The following is an 18,804-nucleotide window of genomic DNA, read 5'->3' as shown; positions in this document are numbered from 1 at the left end:
TATTAAAAATCAATCAAATATATGTGTTATTAAATATTAAATAGCTATTTTGAATTTCCATTTTTTTTTTGGATTTGTCACATTAACATTTGGGGGGCTGTCACGGGCTATGCTCATCTCGCCGAAGAACCTCTTTGCGCTCTCGGTGTTGTGCTCTTTTTGGTGACGTTTTCGTATCGCGCAGGAAAGAACAAAGCCTCCGTTGCATCATCCCGCCAGCAAGCACAAGTCGCCAACGTCATGACGCAGAAAGCGCAGGCCTAGGCAGATAAACCCGCGACAGAAGATGCCCTTTTAACACGTCTAAAGGATGTGAACGCATGAAGTGGATTATTCTCGCCCTTGTTTTCACCAGCTGCACATCGGTGCAATATGTGCTGTGTCCCGTGTGCTGGGCATTATACCAAAGTCGATCAGGCAAAGCTTGCATCCGAGATTCAGAAATCTCCACAGCCAGAGACTATTCGGTGGCTGGGGGATTATGTGGGACTATGCAATCAGGTGCGGGCTTGTAGGAAGAACTAAAAAGTCAGGTAAAAATCTTTTAGTGGTTCAATTGAACCATTACGCCATTTGTGGATAACTGAAAAAAGCCAATAAAATCAATGGCGTCCCGTACGGGATTCGAACCCGTGTTGCCGCCGTGAGAGGGCGGTGTCCTAGGCCTCTAGACGAACGGGACTAAAGGTTGAGAGTGTTCATAAACACAACACTCTGTATTGGCAAGTTCTTATATATTATTTCTTTTCTAAGATGGGTCCTAAAGAGGTTCCTCCTAATAAATGAACGTGGAAATGAGGAACTTCCTGACCTGCATTCGGCCCAGAATTACTAACAATACGGAAGCCATCTCGCGTTATTCCTTGTTGCTTCGCAACATGAGAAACGGCTCTCCAAAACCCTGTAATTTCTTCTGCTGTGGCTTGAGCACTAAAATCAGCAATCGATAGATATGGCCCTTTAGGAATGATCAAAATATGAATAGGCGCTAAGGGAGAAAGGTCATGGAAACCAAAAGCAAACTCATCCTCATATACAGAGCGTGCAGGAATTTCTTTGCGAAGAATTCGTGCAAAAATATTATTTTGATCGTATTCCATGATTGTATCCTTACCCTAATTTTTCTTTGGGGCGTGAGGCTTTCTCTGTAATTCCACTCACTCCTTCCCGACGCTTTAATTCAGACCATACATCTTCTGGGGAGACACCAGAATCAACCCACATAACGATGAGATGATAAAGAACATCAGCACTTTCACTAATCAGTTCTTTACGGTTTCCATTGACCGCCTCAATGAGGCATTCCACGGCTTCTTCACCAAATTTTTGAGCAATTTTATTTCTTCCGCGCGCCATTAGACGTGCAGAGTGGCTTAGGTTAGGGTCTGTTCCCCGGCGCGATTGAACCGTATCAAATAAGCGTTGAAGAATATCTTCGCGCGCAGAAGTATCTTTATGAGATTCATCTTTTATCGGTTTGGCCATTATTACTCTCCTAGCCTGACCGGAAGCCCGGCTTCATCTAATGCTTCTTTTACATCGCCTATACGAATTTGACCAAAATGAAAAACACTCGCAGCAAGAAGACCATTGGCTCCCACTTGCGCACCTTCCACGAAATGCTGCAATTCCCCTACTCCACCAGAAGCAACAACAGGAATAGTGACGGCATCACAAACGGCCCGCAACAAGTCCAAATCAAAACCTGATTTAGTCCCGTCACGATCCATACTTGTCAGCAAAATCTCTCCTGCTCCAAGGTTTTGCATTTTTCGTGCCCATTCAATAACATCGAGACCAGTAGGCTCACGGCCACCTTTTGCATAAACCTCCCAACCACCATTTCCATTTGATCGAGCGTCAATCGCAACAACAATACATTGACTGCCAAAACGCTCTGATGCTTCGGCTATTAATTCTGGATTTTTAATCGCGGCAGAATTTACAGCACATTTATCAGCTCCTGAGAGTAAAAGCCGACGTATATCATCACAGCTACGTACTCCTCCACCAACAGTCAGAGGTAAACGTATTGCTTCAGCTGTGCGACGAACAACATCTAAAATAGTGTCTCTATTTTCAACGCTTGCGGTAATGTCAAGAAAGGTCAGCTCATCTGCGCCAGCTGCATCATAGAGCTTCGCTTGTTCAACAGGATCTCCCGCATCGCGTAAAGAGACGAAGTTCACGCCTTTTACAACACGGCCGTCTTTAACATCCAAGCAAGGAATAACACGAAGTTTTAGCATGTTTTAAATACATCCAAAGCATCTTGAAGGGAAATTCGTCCGTCATATAAGGCACGACCAACGATAGCTCCCGAAATCCCTGAAGCATTTTGAGCGGCATCTTTTAGAGCACGCAAATGATCAAGTGTCCCTACTCCGCCACTTGCAATGACTGGAATAGAAAGACGTTTTGCCATATCAACCGTTTGGTCGATATCTAATCCAGATAACATACCATCTCGGCTAATTTCGGTAAAAATAATCGCAGCAACACCGGCATCTTGCATCCGCAAAGCTAGGTCATTGGCTTCCAATTCAGAAACTTCAGCCCAGCCTTCTGTTGCAACCCGTCCTTGGCGTGCATCTATTCCTGCAACGATTTGACCGGGGAAAGCTCGTGCAGCCTGACGAACTAAATCTGGATTTTTGACGGCGACAGAACCTAAAATTACGCGTGAAATACCAGTCTCCAGCCAGCGCTCAATCGCTGCCATATCTCTTATACCCCCTCCTAACTGAACAGGAAGGTTGGTAGCTTTTATAATCGCTTCGATGGCGGGAATATTGGCAGAATGTCCAGCAAAAGCCCCGTTTAGATCAACAACATGCAAGTGTTTGCAGCCCGCATCTTCAAATAGTTTTGCCTGAGCAGCAGGGTTATCTGAATAATGTGTAGCCTCATCCATCTCACCACGCCGCAAGCGGACACAGGCTCCATCTTTTAGATCAATCGCCGGATAAAGAGTTAGTTCATGCTTTTGGGGAGCTGTAGAATGGTCTGAACCAGATTCAGAGTTGGCAGGGCTTAAACAATAAGGTGCTGTGTTATAATTCTCTGTGTAAATTCTAGAAAAGATTGATCCCTGCATGATGGATAGTCTCCGTTTTAAAAGGCTTAATAATGTTAAAAGGGAAGAATTTTTATGATTTCCATTTCAGAAAGTTACCCATCATGGTGAGGCCAACTTTTTGGCTCTTTTCAACATGGAATTGAGTGCCACAGCGATTGCCATTGGCAACAATAGCGGGAACATTTCCCCCATAATCAGCCGTGGCTATCACTTCGCTTTCTTTACCATTATGCAAAGCATAAGAATGAACAAAATAACCATGGACACCTGGCTCTAAGCCTTCGGTTAGAAGATGTGCACCAGGTTTAAAATTAAGGGTGTTCCACCCCATATGCGGCAAACGCAAGCCGGCATCATGGGCTTCTTTCATATGGCTAATATGCCCTGAAATCCATCCAAGGCCTTCGGTCCTACCGTGTTCTAAACCATATTCTCCCATGAGTTGCATCCCAACGCAGATCCCAAGGAATGGTGTTCCCTTATCGGTAGCGACTTGCAAGGAGTTTCGTAATTCAGGCCCTAAACCTTTGGCACAATCAGCAAAGGCGCCTTGCCCAGGAAGGATTAAACGATCAGCATTTAAAATAGCACTTTCGTCGCGTGTGATCGTAACCTCTGCATCAATATTATAGAGTGACGCTGCTTTTTGAGCGGCTTGAGCGGCCGATGCAAGATTTCCTCCATTATAATCAATTACGACGACGCGCATGAAGGCTCCGATACTTTTACAGACGATGAATAGTAATTAATCCAGCTCATTAGGGCTGTATCTTTTGAGGTGGCCCAAATGGGAGGGCCTATTTCTCTTCCCCGAATACGCATTTCCCACAGTCTAATTTCAGATGTATAAACAGCGAGTATGACGTGAAGTGCTATGATTGTAAGTCCCTCTGATGTTCCTTCGATGTAGGAATGGATCAGAAATGTTCCTGCACCAGCTAATAAAGCAGAAAGATAATTACCATAGGTCAGCAAGCCAACCCATCCTAAAAGCAGCACACGCCAAGAAAAGCCTTCTTTTACCAAAATAGGAAGCTTTTGCTTTCGCGGATCAATACAAGGGACGTATGAACTCATAGAACGCCTTTAGTAGATGGGATTGAGTTCGCGTTACGCATATCGATAGAAACCGCAAAACGTAGTGCACGTGCGATGGCTTTAAAGCCACTCTCTGCAATATGGTGAGAGTTTGTCCCTGCCTTGCAAGTTAAATGCAGGGCAATATGAGCAGACATTGCAAAAGCACGGAAAAACTCTTCAAAAAGCTCCGTATCCATCACGCCAATTTTTTCTGTTGGGAAGGCTACATTCCAAGCCAGATATGGGCGCCCAGAAATATCGACTACTGCTTCAGATAGAGCTTCATCCAATGGGACGAGAGCATGGCCAAAACGTTCTATTCCACGTTTGTCACCAATTGCTTGACGGAAAGCTTGTCCTAAAACAATTCCAACGTCTTCAACCGTATGGTGTCCGTCAATATGCAAGTCACCCTTAGCTACAAGGTCAAGATTGAAGCCACTATGTTTTGATAATGCTGTAAGCATATGATCAAAAAAGCCAATCCCAGTCTCGATATTCGATATTCCTTGCCCATCTAAGGTCAAGGTTAATGAAATATCAGTTTCACTTGTTTGGCGATGAAGTTGGGCAGAGCGGATATCAGTCATGTTTTCTTATTACACCAGGCTGAGGGTAAATTCCACGCTGTCTTTACAGGTTAAGAGTATAAATCAACAGAGCAAGAAAAATCTATTACAAATATCTTTTGATGGTATACGATCTTTTAAAATCGTGAAAAAATCACAAAAACTCTTGGCAATTAAATTCTAAACATCTTAAGGATTGCGCATGATTAATCACCAGTCCTCTCTTGAATTCCTCCTTTCACGCGCCTCAACCGATCAGTTGGTTGATCCTGTCCCTCAAGGAAAGCAATTGCGTGCTATTTTATCTGCTGGATTGCGTGCCCCAGACCATGGGAAAATGCGCCCTTGGCGATATACGGTTATCCAAGGAGAATATCGGGAGGCTTTTGCCAAGGTTGTTCTTAAAGCCATAGAACGAGAAGAGTCTCATTTACCCGAAGCAAAAAAAGAAAAGCGGTATCATCGTTTTTCGACTATGCCGATGATTATTGCGTTGGGGATCCATATTGTTCCTGAAGGAAAAATTCCAGTTGTCGAGCAGGAAATGGCAGCCGCGGCGGGAGCTATGAATGTATTAAATGCCTTGCATGCGGAAGGTTTTGGTGGAATTTGGGTAACAGGTGCTTTTTCAACAGACACAGAATTATTAGAAATGTTAGGTTTAAAGAAACCTGATTGTCTGGCAGGCTTTTTGTTTGTGGGCACCCCTGAAGGTTCTAAGGAAGATCGTAAGCGGCCTGATATTGAAAAATATATGGCTCTTTGGGAAGGGAAGCCAGTTTCTTTTGGTGCTAATGTGGATTGAATTATATGTATGATGTAATCATTGCAGGAGGAGGCCCTGTTGGCTTGGCTTTTGCACTTTCTTTAGCACATGATGGTCGAAAAGTCTGTGTTGTTGAACGCTCTCCCCTCTCTGTATTAGCGTCTCCTCCCTTTGATGGCCGGGAAATTGCATTAACTCACCACGCGTCTAACTGGCTGAAAAGATTTGGTGTTTGGGCAAAAATCCCTCAAAAGGCCATTTCTCCACTACATATGGCACGCGTAGAAACAGGAAGCATCGGCAGCCCCCCACTTCTTTTCGATACTCCAGAAACAGGGCCAGATGCATTAGGGCATTTAGTTGCTAATCACTTGATCCGCCGTGCTTTGTATGACGTAGCCTCACACACTGCTGGAATAGATATTAAAGCTGGTCAGGGCATTATTCATACACAACATAACTATCGCTCTGCTTCAGTGACATTAGAAGACGGCACTACTCTAGATTCTGATCTTTTAGTGGCAGCAGATGGACGCTTTTCTCGTTTACGGGAAATGGCTGGTATTGGCGCGATTGTGCATGACTTTGGACGCAGCACACTTGTATGCCGCATGCGGCACCCTAAAAATCATGAGAATGTTGCGTTACAATGGTTTGACGAGGGACAAACCGTTGCTCTGCTCCCTGTTGCACCTGATGATAAAGAAGGCTCTATATCTTCTTTAGTGCTTATGCTTCCCGATGCAGAAATTCAACGTTTGAAAAACTTGCCAGACGACGCTTTTAATGAGGAAATTACTCAACGCGTCCAATCTCGTATGGGCCCTATGACGGTGGATAGTGCGCGATGCACCTACCCCTTAAAAGCCGTATATGCCCACCGCTTTCATGACCAACGATTTGCGCTGATCGGAGATGCTGCTGTTGGAATGCACCCTATTACGGCGCATGGTTTTAACCTTGGATTAAAAGGGCAAGAAACACTCGCTCGGGAAATAGCTGTAGGCCCCGGCGATGCCGGTGCTAAAGTTGTACTGGATCGATTTGAACGAAAACATCGTCGGGCAACGGCACCATTATTTGCTGCGACGAATGCAATTGCTACATTTTACACACGGGATGAAGCTCCTTTTTTAAAAGCTCGTCAAATGGGATTAGGTTTTGCAAATCGATTACTTCCATTTAAAAAAGCGATAACCAATATGCTGATGGATCGATCCTAATAAGGTGAAATCTTTCTTTATATATAGTTTTGCAGCACTGGCCGAAATTGGAGGGTGCTTTGCTTTTTGGGCGGTATTGAGAATGGGGCAGTCACTTCTATGGCTTATCCCCGGCTGTTCTTCAGTTGTTTTGTTTGCTTACTTATTAACATTTATTGATACGCCCAGTGCAGGCCGAACATACGCTGTGTATGGTGGAATCTATATTACATTTGCTTTGTTGTGGCTGTGGGGCGTGGAAAAAATAAAGCCAGATCTGTGGGATCTATTAGGAGTTTTTTTGTGCTTATGTGGAGCTGCAATTATTTTTTTGGCTCCACATAAATATTAGATTTTAGAAACCAAACATATGATCAAGAGAGAAACCTTCATGATCATTTTCTAAGCCATGATATCCAAAAAGACGGCACGTTAAATCTCGAATGAGGATATAGCCTCCTATCCCAGCTTTTTGTAAATCGTTCTCTTCAAAAAGCTTGTGCGGATAGACCATATAAGAGCCAGACGGTTTAATACTTATTTTAGTTTCAGAAACTAATTCTCCATTTGCTCCATAGAGGTGCAAGGTCGTTTCTGAGGATAAAACCCCTTCAAGCGAAGCCGGATAAATTAAACAACAGAAACTTTTTAAATGATCGTGCCCTAGCTTCAAAAAGAGTCTGGTCGTTAAGCCGGGAGGTGGGCCAGAATAGGATTGTGGCTCCGAACGCCATGTCATAAGCGTGTTGAAAATATGGGAGCCAAAACTTGTCTCTGCCGCATGATCTGTCTCACGGTGGCGGAAACGTACTAAAGCATGGAGCCAACCATCAGCTTCACCCCCATTACGAAAATCATATACCAAATCCGCATGCCCTGCTTTGTCGGTAAAATCGTGTAGTCCAATTGCTACAGAATGATCCCGAGGGAGATTACCTAAAAAATGTTCGGCTTGCTTCTGGCCATCTTCATCAAAGATATCCAAGCGAACAGGAATATTCTCCAGCGCTTCAGACATAGGGTTGGGCTGAACGAATGTTTCAAACTTTTTAGGATCTAATATGGGGAATGGGAGTAAGAAACCGCGTCCCAAAGATGGTGGAAAATTACGAATAGAAGGATCAGGACGTAAGTTATCCCTCTCTACGTTCAGATGGGCGATGCGTGTCCGTTTTCTCTGTGTGATTTCATAACGTGGCCTAACGACATGACGGCCAGCCCGCATTTCTAATTGTTCAGGCCATTTTAAATCAGGAAAAAGCTCGCCAATGTTAATAGCAACCGTCTCAAAAGCGCCAATTTCCTTTGTATTCCCTCTATGGTCCTCTTTTCCCATTGGGTTGAATGTAATACCACCAACTGGAATGGGTGTTGCATGGCTATTTTGAATCCATACAACAACTGTTTCGTCCTTATCTGGTGCCGGAAGGGTTGCATACCGCACGGAAGGCCATGCATTTGCGTCATGCGTGACAGAAAGGCTGGGGTTATTATTTTTCCCCCATATATCAAGAGCATATTTTACAACATCATGCCCTTGTGCCCCTAAAACATGAATAAAAAGCTGACCAGTAAAGGGGGGAAGATTAAACCGTTCTTGAATATCTTTACTATCAATTGTGATGCCCGACCCCGCCTGATCAACCTTTTGTTCCCATTGAGCGATGACTTTGCCTTTATCGTCGTACAAACGAAACCAGTATCGAAGCGAGCTGGCGCCGTAATTTGACCAATAGTTTGCTGTGACGATACGAGTTGAAAAATATTCGTTTTCTCGGAAAAAAGCAAAATTAGTCGCAAAGTTTAATTTATTAAGATACGGCTTTCCTGATGGGATCATATGTTCGGGTAAACGTGCAGATTGTAACGTATGAATAGATCGATTCTGAGCAAGTGGTGTGAGCCGATGTTTCATTTTTGCATCTTCAAATGAAAGCGCAAAAATCACATCCGATTCAATAAGAGGTAAATCAACGAGAGCTTTTTTTATTCCCCCAAAGCTATCGGTTTTTCCCACTTCTTCAGTATCATGTACGAGCACGACATCTGGCCGTAAACCGGGATAAAGAGCGACAAGCGTTTCAACGTTGCCTTCTGGGTCATAAATTGCAATTTTTTTACCCGATAGCTCCTTTTCCATGCGGACGAGTGCCTCAGCGGCTAATGGATGCGCGAGTGCTTTGTAAAGTACATTTCCACCTTGTGGACCAAACGTGCGGATATTAAGCATAGAAGGGCCCTTTCAGAGCTTCAAACGTTGGAGCATTTCTCTCGCTACAATAGGGGTGTCGTCAAGCGGGGTAACAGACCATGGAGTTATATTGGGTTCAAAAATCTTTATGCGCCCAAGTTCCTTTAAAGTTTCAATAAAGTGCAAAATACGCGATGATTTTCCGGGTAAAGGAATAACAGCGACTGGAACACGTGTTGAGATTGCTTCTGAAATCATAGAAACACTATCCATCGTGACGGCAATCATGTCAGAACAAGCCAGCATTCCAAGATATGGGTTATTATCCCCTTCTCCTGTTTCAATCCTGACACCAGCTGGAATAAGAATATCTTTGAAGACTTTGAGGGCTTCTGGCTCTGTTCTTCGGGATGGTGTTAACACAACATTAAATTGATAATGATGCATGAAGGACAGAATATTATGTGCAATTGTCTTGGCGTGAGGAGCGTTTAAAGAGAAACGTCCGTTTGTTCCACCAATCAAGATAGAGAGTAAAGGTTTTTCATCCAAACGTAACCTTCCTTTCCACTTTTGCTGAGCATCATGTAGTTTTTGAGGGGTAATAGGATGAAGCGCATTGCGTGAAATCAAAATATTGGATCCATCTATGCGATCATGAGTATTGGCTATAATAAGATCAAACTTTGAAAATTTAGTTCTTGGGTTCTGAATTTGTACGATAGGTAATTGGGTGTGTTTTGCAACGGCTGCACCAATCACTCCTCCCGTCCCACCTATGCTAATAATTAAATGACTATCATTTGAGATATGAATAGGAGCAACACATTGCAAAGGATCTGGCCAATACCGTGCAGGAAGATGGCGCCATAAAGAGTGTTTAATGATAACAGGTTGAAAATCCCATCCCATTCCAGCTTTTTCTGCTAAACCAGCACCTTGAGCACGCATTCCAGCAAAATCTTCTGCTATGATTGTAGCTTTCATGTGTAATGTTCCAAGACAATGCATTCCCGAAGCTTTAAAAATTTGCCAATGAATAAAACTATGACAATGCCAACCCAACCTCATTCTGAACAATCTAACGATTTTACTAAACTTGGATTGATCTTGCCCCTATTGGAGACATTAAAGCAAATTGGTCATAAACGACCAAGTGAGATTCAGGAACAGACGATTCCTCAAATTTTAGACGGGAAAGATGTCCTTATTGCATCCCAAACAGGGAGCGGAAAAACAGCGGCTTTTGTTCTGCCTATTCTTCAAAAAATTTCAGAATATGAAACAGATTATAATCCGAAAGTTCTTATTCTTGAGCCTACCCGTGAACTTGCGATGCAAACAGCTTCTGTTTGTCGTCAGCTCGGACGGCGTCTTCCTTTAAAAACGCGTGTTATTTGTGGTGGTGTTCCTAAAGAACAACAAGTGAAGTCTCTTTCTGAAGGGGTGGATATTATTGTTGCCACCCATGGCCGCCTCTTGGATCTGGTTGTTCAAGGACAAATTATTCTCGAAGATTTAAAATTTCTCGTTTTGGATGAAGCTGACCGTTTATTGGATGAAGATTTTGCAGAAAGTATGAACGCTCTTGTTCCATATTTTCCAGATTATCATCCTCAAACAGTTTTTTGTTCGGCAACGTTACCCGCTCCTGTTATGGCTCTGGCCCAAAAAGTAACGCGTAACCCTGTTCGGGTTGAGGTGGCAGAAGAAACATTTACTCCCAAAAAAATACGTCAACGCGCGTTGTTTGTTGAAAAAGATCAGAAAATAAAAATTGTTTCTCAGCTTCTTGATACCGTAGCAGGCAAGATTATTATATTTGTTAAAACAAAAAATAATGTTCAAGACGTATTCAAAATTCTTAAAAAGAAATCATTACATATTGAAACATTGCATGGTGATAAAACACAGGCGGCACGTTCTAAATCTCTTGATTTATTTAAAAAAAATGAGAAATCCATCCTTATTACAACAGATATTGCCTCTCGAGGCTTGGATATTTCTGATGTAGATCTTGTAATTAATATGGATATGCCGACCTCCCCTGAGATTTATGTTCATCGAATTGGAAGAACCGCACGTGCAGGTAAAAAAGGGGCAGCTTTCTCTCTAATTACAATAGAAGAGCGTTTATTGTTGAGAGAAATTGAAAAACACATAGGATTCCGTATCCGGATCACAACGGAAGATGCTTTAAATCAATAGAGTTTATATCCCGCAAAAACGTGAACACATGAAACCGTTTATTCTTTAGAGAAAATGAACTCCTGTGTTTAGACTATTTTTATGAAATCAGATTATCCTATCCCTACAGATGTCAAATCCATTCTTAAGGTTCTTGTCTCTTACGATACAACGAGTCGAAATTCCAACTTGCCGATCATTGAGTGGATTGAACATTATCTCTCTCATTATTCTGTAGCGTATACACGCTATAATGGAGGCGATGAGGGTAAATGGAATCTACACGCTATCATTGGTCCGCAGCGCTCGGGAGGGATAGCCTTTTCTGGGCATGTTGACTGTGTCCCAGTTGATGATCAAAAATGGTCCTCTGATCCATTTGTTCTTCGAGAAGAAAATGGTCTTTTATACGGTCGTGGTACAGCTGATATGAAAGGATTTGTCGCCTGCGTCTTATCGTCTGTTCCAGACTTTATAAAGATGGATTTACCGTATCCCATCCATCTATTTTTTACATGCGATGAAGAAATAACATGTGATGGGGCGCGATATCTTATGAAGGATATTCAAGCGGCTCATCTGCTTCCTGAAATATGCATTGTCGGAGAGCCCACAATGTTGTCCCCTGTGATTGCACACAAGGGGCGTTACGCTGTGCGAATTAATCTTACAGGTAAATCAGGCCATTCGTCAGTACCTGAATTAGGGCGTAATGCTTTACACGCGATGGGACGAGCTATTGCAATATGCGCTGATCAAGCTGATTTTTTTCTGGAAAATGGTCGACAAGTTATAGGGTTCACTCCCCCTTATACAACAATGCAAGTAGGTATTGCTAAAGGTGGAAGTATTCTCAACATTATTCCTGAACATGCTTCATTTGAAGTCGAATGGCGTAATGTACCTGGGGATGAGGGAGAGGAAGAATTTCAGAAGCTTAAGCAGCTTTTGGATCCTCTGGATCAAGAATTGCGTATTGGAAACCCTACGGGTGGAATAGAATATGAGGTGCTTGTTAATTTACCCCCCCTATCCTTATCTGAGACATCATTTCTTGTAGACATGACCTGTCAAACTACAGGAAAAAATACAGTGGGTTTTGTTTCTTATGGAACAGAAGCCGGGATTTACCAAAGAGCTGGTTTAGAAAGTATTGTTTGTGGGCCTAGTGATATTGCACAAGCGCATCGTCCTGATGAGTTTATTGCGATCAGTCAGCTGCAAGAATGTGAACGTGTTCTTAAAGAGTTTGCTTTGAAAGCGAATGTGACTCGATGAGTTGTAAAGCAGGCCAGAAACACCTTCCCGTTCGGGTACGGTACCCTCAATTACAAGAAAATTTGCCTGGATGTGGTCGACCTGCTTTTCCTACCAATGTTCGTCTTTCTTTGCCGGATATGTCTGCTTGGGAAAAAACTAATAGTGGCGTATCTGGAGTTATTGTCTTCGATTCCGGGAAAGATGGCCCTGATTTGGTTATTACGGGTCTAGTCCATGGAAATGAATTTGCCGGAGGACATGCCCTTGAGAACTTAAGGAAAAAAAATCCATTCCCTCAATCTGGGCGTTTAACTTTAATAGCCGCTAATTTAAAAGCTTTTAAGAAATTTGATATTACAAACCCAATTCGTGCACGATATTTAGATGAAGATTTAAATCGATTATGGTCCAATGATCGTCTTCGTAGCGTATCGTCTTCATTTGAATTAAATCGCGCAAAAGAATTATTACCTTTTATTGAAAGAGCTGATCTTTTACTCGACCTTCATTCTACATTATGGCCATCTGATCCACTATTTATTACTCCTAATAATATAAGATCAATTGATTTAGCGAAGTCTATTGCAGTTGAAGAGAATGATAAACCAGTCATTTTAATAGATTGGATGCATCAAAGCGGATCTAGACTGATCGAACATGTAAAGTTTACCTCTCCTTCAGGGACAGGAAGAGCTTGCTTATTAGAGGCAGGATTGCATTGGGAAGTTAATACTGTTTTGGTGATGGAGAAAGTTATTAATGAGCTTTTAAAAAAGTATTATAAAATCCATTTTGGAGAAGAACAAAAAGAAGAAAATAAAAATACTCAGATGATTATTACAACGGATAGCATAAAAGCTCTGAGTAGCAACTTTAATTTTATAGAAACGTGGGTAGGAAATACTTGCATTCCAAAAGCCGGCACAATCATTGCTCGTGATGGAGATGATCTAATCCAAACACCTTATGATGATTGTTTCTTAATTATCCCTAATTTGCGTCCTCAACGAGGTCAATTAGCAGTACGTCTCGCAAGACGTACTGCATTTTAATGTTAGGCTGATGCTTTAGAGTAAATTGGGAAGCGACGGCATAGTTCTTTTACTTCTGCATGCACTTTTTGAGTAACTTCTTCTTTGTTCTCATCTTGCAATGCAGCCGTCAGAACTTCATCAATCATACGTGCAATTGTACGGAATTCTTCTTGCCCAAAGCCACGAGCCGTTGCAGCAGGGCTTCCTAGACGAATACCTGATGTAACAAATGGCTTTTCTGGATCGAACGGAATTGCATTTTTATTGGCTGTGATACCAGCTTTTTCTAAAATTTCTTCCGCTAGTTTTCCTGTAACTTTCTTAGGGCGGAGATCTACAAGAATTAAGTGCGTGTCAGTTCCGCCCGTAACAATATCAAAACCACGTTGTTGTAATTCATCTGCCAGCGCCTTTGCATTGGCAATAACGCGTCTTTGAAAATCACGGAACTCTACTTTTAAAGCTTCTCCAAAAGCAACGGCCTTCCCTGCGATAACGTGCATTAAAGGTCCACCTTGAAGGCCAGGGAAGACAGCAGAATTAATTTTTTTAGCCAAGTCAGGATTGTTGGTTAAAATAACACCACCGCGAGGTCCACGAAGGGTTTTATGAGTGGTTGAAGTGACAATATCAGCAAATTCTAATGGGTTTGGATATAATCCAGCCGCAACAAGCCCAGCAAAGTGGGCCATATCCACCATTAAAAAGGCCCCTACTTCGTCAGCAATTTTACGGAAACGTGCAAAATCAATAATTCTTGGATAGGCCGAGCTACCAGCAACAATGATCTTCGGCTTATGTTCACGAGCTAACTCTTCCATTTGCTCATAATCAATCAAGCCATCCTGCTTACGTACACCATATTGGACTGCATTGAACCATTTTCCAGAATAATTTGGAGCCGCTCCGTGAGTAAGATGGCCTCCAGCAGCAAGGCTTAAGCCTAAAATTGTATCCCCTGGCTTTGCAACAGCCATAAAAGCAGCCTGATTCGCATTGGCTCCAGAGTGAGGCTGCACATTCGCAAATTCTGCACCAAAAATCTTTTTAAGACGCTCAATGGCTAAGTTTTCAACACGATCAACGTCAACACATCCACCATAATAACGCTTACCGGGTAAGCCTTCAGCATATTTATTAGTTAATACAGAGCCTTGCGCTTCCATAACGGCAAAGGAAGCCATATTCTCTGACGCAATGAGTTCAATGCCATCTTGTTGGCGAATCAACTCATCGTTAAGAATTTGAGCAACTTCTGAATCAACATCTTTAAGAGAGGCATGAAAAAAAGGATTTGTCGGGGAATGGTTAGCGTGCTGTGACATGGTGGGATGTTCTCCAGAGTGATTTTGCTTTCATATCTAACGCAGTTTCTTCTCCTCGGCAAAAACAAATCGACATGTCAAAAAGGATCTTTCATGGCCAACCCGCTATGGCGAACCAAGCCCGTTTCGTCACCGTCATCTTCTTCTGGGTTGAAAAGAGTTCTGTCCGCTAAACAACTCATCATTATGGGAGTTGGTATTATTATTGGTGCAGGCCTGTTTTCTTTAACTGGAGTAGCCGCAGGTCAAAACGCAGGCCCTGCTATTACATTATCTTTTATTGTAGCAGCGATTGCCTGTGGTTTTGCAGGGTTGTGTTATGGTGAACTCGCAGGGATGATCCCATCCAGTGGCTCTGCTTACTCCTATGCCTATGCATCCATGGGAGAGTTTATTGCATGGATTATTGGCTGGGACCTTGTTCTTGAATACACCGTTGCTGCATCGGCTGTCGCCTCCAGCTGGTCGGGTTATGTATCTTCAATGCTGGCTGGCTGGGGTATTGTTCTTGACCCACGCTTTCTTGCCCCTACTATGTCGGTCGTTAAACTGGCAGACGGATCGCAAGCATATGCTTGGGTTAATGCACCAGCTATTGTGATTATAAGCTTGGTTTCTGCTCTTTTAATGTGTGGGACTAAAGAGTCTACGAAGATCAATAATTTTATTGTTTTTATAAAATTAACTGTCATTGCACTCGTTTATATATTTTGTATTCCTCATATAAAAATGTCTAATTTTCATCCATTTATTCCTACAAACACAGGGATATATGGTCAGTTTGGCTTATCTGGCATTATGCGGGCTGCTGGAATGGCCTTTTTTGCTTATATCGGTTTTGATATTATCTCTACAACAGCTCAAGATAGTCGTAATCCTGCACGGGATCTTCCTATTGGAATAATAGGAAGTCTTATTATTTGTGCTATCGTTTATGCGACCTTCTCTTTAGTTCTGACTGGCGTTGTGAATTATAAAGAACTCGCCAATGACCCTAGTCCTGTTGCAACAGCCATTAATACGACGGGGTATGTTTGGTTAAATACAATTATCAAACTTGGTATTTGCCTTGGCTATACGTCCGTTTTATTTGGTCTTCTTCTTGGACAAGCTCGCGTTTTTTTGACGATGTCAAATGATGGATTGCTTCCTAAAGTGTTTGCACGCTTAAATAAAAAAACACATACACCTTGGACATCTCATATTATTTTTGGTGTTATTTCTAGTGTTCTTGCCGCAACTGTTCCTATCGGCGTGCTCGGCAACATGACTTCTATTGGAACTCTTTTGGCTTTTATTATTGTTTGTATCGGTGTCCCTGTTCTGCGTTGGCGGCACCCGAATGTGCCAAGACGCTTTAAAGTCCCAGGGGGAATCATTATTCCAGCTTTGGGGGTGGTTTCCTGCTCTGCTGTAATTTTCTCATTAGATAGTTTAACGTGGCTTCGCTTAATTGTGTGGCTTGTGATTGGATGTATCGTTTATTTTTTCTATGGAATACGACACAGTCATCTTTCCAGATGAGATAGATAAGCGCATGATTGGGGTATGAAAAACGTATCATCATACCCCCTCTCTCGTCTAAGACGTAACCGTCATGATAACTTCACACGACGTCTTGTTCAGGAAAACCATTTACACGTAGATAATCTGATCTGGCCTATTTTCGTCTGCGAAGGGCAAAACCAACGTCAAAAAGTTGCTTCTATGCCCGGAGTGGAGCGTGTCAGTTTGGACTTGCTAGTAGAGCATGTAAAACAAGCTGTTGATTTAGGTATTCCGGCAGTTGCCATTTTCCCTATTACACCAAAAGAATTAAGAGATTCCAAAGGGACAGAAGCACTTAACCCAGATAATTTAATGTGCCGGGCTTCTCGATTGTTAAAGAAAAATTTTCCAGATTTAGGAATCATCGGGGATGTCGCTCTCGATCCATATACAGATCATGGACATGATGGTTTGATAAAGGATGGGCGCATTCTTAATGATGAATCTATTGAAGTCTTGAGGCTTCAAGCACTTAATCAAGCTCGTGCTGGAAATGATATTATAGCGCCGTCCGATATGATGGATGGACGCGTTCAAGCGATCCGAGAAACGCTTGATGAACATAATTTTGAAACAGTTCGTATTATGTCATATACGGCAAAATATGCATCTGCGTTTTATGGCCCTTTTCGAGATGCTCTTGGTTCTGGTGGGCTATTAACGGGTGATAAAAAAACATATCAAATGAATCCAGCGAATTCAGATGAGGCTTTGCGAGAAGTTGAGCAAGACTTAGCCGAAGGCGCAGATATGATTATGGTAAAACCTGGTATGCCCTATCTCGATATTATTCGTCGTATCCGAGATAATTTCGCCGTTCCAACATTCGCGTACCAAGTCTCTGGTGAGTATGCGATGATAATGGGAGCTATTGAAAAAGGTTGGCTTGACCGTGACAGAACAATTCTGGAAAGCCTTATGGCGTTTAAACGGGCTGGCTGTAGCGGAATATTAACTTATTTTGCTTTAGATGCTGCACGTTTATTAAAAGATTGATTTCTTGATATACAATAAATCCGATCGTGGAAAACAAGCCTACTTTGACGGCCTACAAGCAGAAGAAGTCGTTAAGCAGCATCTTATCGAGCAAGGATTCACCATCCTTGCTCAACGGAGAAAAACACCTCACGGTGAAATAGACCTGCTTGTTTCTAATGAAATGTATTTAATCGCTATTGAAGTTAAGCAGAGAAAAAATCTTAAAGAGAGTGCTTTAGCACTTTCTTTAACGCAGCAAAAACGGCTTTTAGCAGCTCTTGATCTAACAATTACACAACAACCGGACTGGGTAAGACCCAATATCCGATTCGATGTATACCTTTTAGATAAAGCTATGAATATGCGTCACATTGAAGACGCAATCCGGCTTTTTTAAACGAAACTAGGTGCGACGGTGGCGTGTATGATGGTGAGCTGATGCACTTGCAATATATTTAGGACGATAAGAAACGTTTCTTACGTAAGCACTATGATGAGCAGTAGCAGCAAAAGCTAAAGCATGTTTACTCGTTGCATAAGTATGACGGTAGAAATGTGGAGCCGTACGATGGTGATGATAGACAGGAGTAGCTGTTAAGGCATCAAATGTAAGCTTACTTGCTTCATAGTCAGTAATAGCTGAACGTGCATGGGCTTTCCCTGCCCCAACACATAAACTAATGCTCATTACGCCTAATACGAGTTTACCTGCCCAATGCCGCGCCATTGAATTTATCCATTCCTATATTTTGATAAAGCTAAGTATGCCGTAAATATCAATATGAACAAGCCTTATTAGGGATTTTTCTAAAAAAATCAAGGTCTTGCCATTTTTGGAGAGATTATGACTTATTTATGCCAAAATCTCTGGCGCATAAAAAAGCCAACAGTAAAGCACACTGCTGGCCTATTCAAAGATTAACCGTTAGAAACAGCAATCCCTTTTTCAGATAAAAGACTTTCAAGTTCACCGCTTTGATACATATCGGTGACAATGTCACATCCCCCTACGAACTCTCCTTTAACATAGAGTTGAGGTACTGTTGGCCATTGAGAAAAATCTTTAATTCCCTGCCTCAATTCTGGGCTCTCTAAAACATTGGCTGTTTCAAAAGAGACACCAAGATGCGTCAAAATCTGAACAACACGTGCTGAAAAACCGCATTGAGGAAAGAGTTTATCCCCTTTCATGAAAAGCATCACAGAGTTTGCATCGATGAGGTTTTGAATATTTTGAAACACTGCTTCAGGCATAAGTAGATCCTTTTTCCTCTTATATGTGCCGTCATTAACGCGAGCTCATATAAGAGGCAAATATATTGTTCACATTAGAATGGGGTTTGCACCCCACGAATCAAGGGGTAACCGTTTTTAAGGCCATCGCATGGAGTTCTGTTCCCATACGAGAGCCAAACGCATCATAAACTAGCTTATGCTGTTTTACGCGCGAAAGACCACGAAAAGACTCGCTGACCACTGTGCAGGCATAATGATCTCCATCTCCCGCCAAATCTTCGATGGAAATCTGAGCATCAGGGATTGCATCTTTAATGATATGTTCAATTTGGGAAACCGTCATTGGCAT

General features: G+C 42.3%; 21 protein-coding genes, 1 tRNA gene and 1 pseudogene. 9 read left to right on the top strand and 14 right to left on the bottom strand.

The features are described 5' to 3' along the window. Window positions 1-606 precede the first annotated feature (606 nt). The 8 genes and pseudogenes from E3D00_RS10005 to hisB form a co-directional block, all read right to left on the bottom strand. Window positions 607-682, bottom strand: a tRNA-Glu gene (locus E3D00_RS10005). Between the two features lie 55 nt (window positions 683-737). Next, the gene (locus E3D00_RS10000; protein WP_141462213.1) at window positions 738-1,100 is read right to left on the bottom strand and encodes a histidine triad nucleotide-binding protein; all 363 of its coding nucleotides are present in this window, start codon (window positions 1,098-1,100) and stop codon (window positions 738-740) included. A gap of 10 nt (window positions 1,101-1,110) precedes the next feature. After that, window positions 1,111-1,485 carry a phosphoribosyl-ATP diphosphatase gene (locus E3D00_RS09995; protein WP_141462211.1) on the bottom strand — a complete coding sequence of 125 codons (375 nt, stop codon included), beginning with the start codon at window positions 1,483-1,485 and terminating at the stop codon, window positions 1,111-1,113. A 2-nt stretch (window positions 1,486-1,487) separates the two neighbouring features. Continuing rightward, a complete protein-coding gene (gene hisF, locus E3D00_RS09990) occupies window positions 1,488-2,249 on the bottom strand; it encodes an imidazole glycerol phosphate synthase subunit HisF (RefSeq protein WP_141462209.1) in 762 nt (253 codons plus the stop codon). After that, window positions 2,243-2,983: pseudogene (gene hisA, locus E3D00_RS09985) on the bottom strand (1-(5-phosphoribosyl)-5-[(5-phosphoribosylamino)methylideneamino]imidazole-4-carboxamide isomerase); the annotation flags it as partial. The pseudogene hisA and the gene hisF, both read right to left, overlap by 7 nt. A 166-nt stretch (window positions 2,984-3,149) precedes the next feature. Then, window positions 3,150-3,788: an imidazole glycerol phosphate synthase subunit HisH gene (gene hisH, locus E3D00_RS09980; RefSeq protein WP_141462207.1), complete on the bottom strand. Its 639-nt coding sequence runs from the start codon at window positions 3,786-3,788 to the stop codon at window positions 3,150-3,152. Further along, window positions 3,773-4,156, bottom strand: coding sequence for a hypothetical protein (locus tag E3D00_RS09975; protein WP_141462205.1), 384 nt, complete (start codon window positions 4,154-4,156; stop codon window positions 3,773-3,775). The genes hisH and E3D00_RS09975 overlap by 16 nt, the downstream gene beginning before the upstream one ends. Continuing rightward, window positions 4,153-4,749, bottom strand: a complete 597-nt coding sequence (gene hisB / locus E3D00_RS09970; protein ID WP_141462203.1) for an imidazoleglycerol-phosphate dehydratase HisB — start codon at window positions 4,747-4,749, stop codon at window positions 4,153-4,155. Before hisB ends, E3D00_RS09975 begins: the two co-directional genes overlap by 4 nt. Window positions 4,750-4,930: 181 nt before the next feature. Here hisB and E3D00_RS09965 point away from each other — a divergent pair, with 181 nt between their 5' ends. Genes E3D00_RS09965 through E3D00_RS09955 form a run of 3 tightly spaced genes read left to right on the top strand, consistent with a single transcriptional unit; the run spans window position 4,931 to window position 7,048 of the window. Further along, window positions 4,931-5,533, top strand: coding sequence for a nitroreductase family protein (locus E3D00_RS09965; RefSeq protein WP_141462201.1), 603 nt, complete (start codon window positions 4,931-4,933; stop codon window positions 5,531-5,533). A 5-nt stretch (window positions 5,534-5,538) separates the two neighbouring features. Next, window positions 5,539-6,717, top strand: coding sequence for a 5-demethoxyubiquinol-8 5-hydroxylase UbiM (gene ubiM / locus E3D00_RS09960; RefSeq protein ID WP_141462199.1), 1,179 nt, complete (start codon window positions 5,539-5,541; stop codon window positions 6,715-6,717). 4 nt (window positions 6,718-6,721) lie between these two features. Then, window positions 6,722-7,048 carry a YnfA family protein gene (locus E3D00_RS09955; RefSeq protein WP_141462197.1) on the top strand — a complete coding sequence of 109 codons (327 nt, stop codon included), beginning with the start codon at window positions 6,722-6,724 and terminating at the stop codon, window positions 7,046-7,048. Between the two features lie 3 nt (window positions 7,049-7,051). On the opposite strand, the gene E3D00_RS09950 is transcribed toward E3D00_RS09955, so the two are convergent. After that, the gene (locus tag E3D00_RS09950; protein ID WP_141462194.1) at window positions 7,052-8,926 is read right to left on the bottom strand and encodes an adenine nucleotide alpha hydrolase family protein; all 1,875 of its coding nucleotides are present in this window, start codon (window positions 8,924-8,926) and stop codon (window positions 7,052-7,054) included. 12 nt (window positions 8,927-8,938) lie between these two features. After that, on the bottom strand, window positions 8,939-9,874 hold the full coding sequence (locus E3D00_RS09945) for a mitochondrial fission ELM1 family protein (protein ID WP_141462192.1): 936 nt from the start codon (window positions 9,872-9,874) through the stop codon (window positions 8,939-8,941). Window positions 9,875-9,934: 60 nt separating this feature from the next. Between E3D00_RS09945 and E3D00_RS09940 the strand changes: the two genes are divergently transcribed. The 3 genes from E3D00_RS09940 to E3D00_RS09930 all read left to right on the top strand — a co-directional run bounded on the left by E3D00_RS09940 (window position 9,935) and on the right by E3D00_RS09930 (window position 13,386). After that, a complete protein-coding gene (locus E3D00_RS09940) occupies window positions 9,935-11,095 on the top strand; it encodes a DEAD/DEAH box helicase (protein WP_141462191.1) in 1,161 nt (386 codons plus the stop codon). A gap of 81 nt (window positions 11,096-11,176) precedes the next feature. After that, the gene (gene argE, locus E3D00_RS09935; RefSeq protein ID WP_141462188.1) at window positions 11,177-12,352 is read left to right on the top strand and encodes an acetylornithine deacetylase; all 1,176 of its coding nucleotides are present in this window, start codon (window positions 11,177-11,179) and stop codon (window positions 12,350-12,352) included. Next, on the top strand, window positions 12,349-13,386 hold the full coding sequence (locus tag E3D00_RS09930) for a M14 family metallopeptidase (RefSeq protein ID WP_141462186.1): 1,038 nt from the start codon (window positions 12,349-12,351) through the stop codon (window positions 13,384-13,386). Before argE ends, E3D00_RS09930 begins: the two co-directional genes overlap by 4 nt. 2 nt (window positions 13,387-13,388) lie before the next feature. Here the strand turns inward: E3D00_RS09930 and glyA are convergent, their stop codons facing one another. Beyond that, window positions 13,389-14,693: a serine hydroxymethyltransferase gene (glyA, locus tag E3D00_RS09925; RefSeq protein ID WP_141462184.1), complete on the bottom strand. Its 1,305-nt coding sequence runs from the start codon at window positions 14,691-14,693 to the stop codon at window positions 13,389-13,391. Window positions 14,694-14,786: 93 nt separating this feature from the next. Here glyA and E3D00_RS09920 point away from each other — a divergent pair, with 93 nt between their 5' ends. From E3D00_RS09920 to E3D00_RS09910, 3 genes are read left to right on the top strand one after another with little or no spacing between them, the layout of a single operon-like run. After that, window positions 14,787-16,217 carry an APC family permease gene (locus tag E3D00_RS09920; RefSeq protein WP_141462182.1) on the top strand — a complete coding sequence of 477 codons (1,431 nt, stop codon included), beginning with the start codon at window positions 14,787-14,789 and terminating at the stop codon, window positions 16,215-16,217. A 24-nt stretch (window positions 16,218-16,241) separates the two neighbouring features. After that, a complete protein-coding gene (gene hemB, locus E3D00_RS09915) occupies window positions 16,242-17,237 on the top strand; it encodes a porphobilinogen synthase (RefSeq protein ID WP_141462181.1) in 996 nt (331 codons plus the stop codon). Window positions 17,238-17,241: 4 nt separating this feature from the next. Continuing rightward, a complete protein-coding gene (locus E3D00_RS09910) occupies window positions 17,242-17,616 on the top strand; it encodes a YraN family protein (protein WP_141462179.1) in 375 nt (124 codons plus the stop codon). Window positions 17,617-17,622: 6 nt separating this feature from the next. Here the strand turns inward: E3D00_RS09910 and E3D00_RS09905 are convergent, their stop codons facing one another. From E3D00_RS09905 to E3D00_RS09895, 3 genes are all read right to left on the bottom strand, one after another. Then, window positions 17,623-17,946: a hypothetical protein gene (locus E3D00_RS09905; RefSeq protein WP_141462177.1), complete on the bottom strand. Its 324-nt coding sequence runs from the start codon at window positions 17,944-17,946 to the stop codon at window positions 17,623-17,625. Between the two features lie 191 nt (window positions 17,947-18,137). After that, entirely contained in the window at window positions 18,138-18,473 is a 336-nt protein-coding gene (gene grxD / locus E3D00_RS09900) for a Grx4 family monothiol glutaredoxin (protein ID WP_141462175.1), read from the bottom strand. A gap of 100 nt (window positions 18,474-18,573) precedes the next feature. Then, a complete protein-coding gene (locus tag E3D00_RS09895; RefSeq protein WP_141462173.1) occupies window positions 18,574-18,804 on the bottom strand; it encodes a BolA family protein in 231 nt (76 codons plus the stop codon).

The organism is Swingsia samuiensis (genome assembly GCF_006542355.1).
Taxonomy (GTDB): Bacteria; Pseudomonadota; Alphaproteobacteria; order Acetobacterales; family Acetobacteraceae; genus Gluconobacter; species Gluconobacter samuiensis.
Note: the sequence above shows the minus strand (reverse complement) of the source record. Positions and strands in the feature narration are given on the sequence as shown.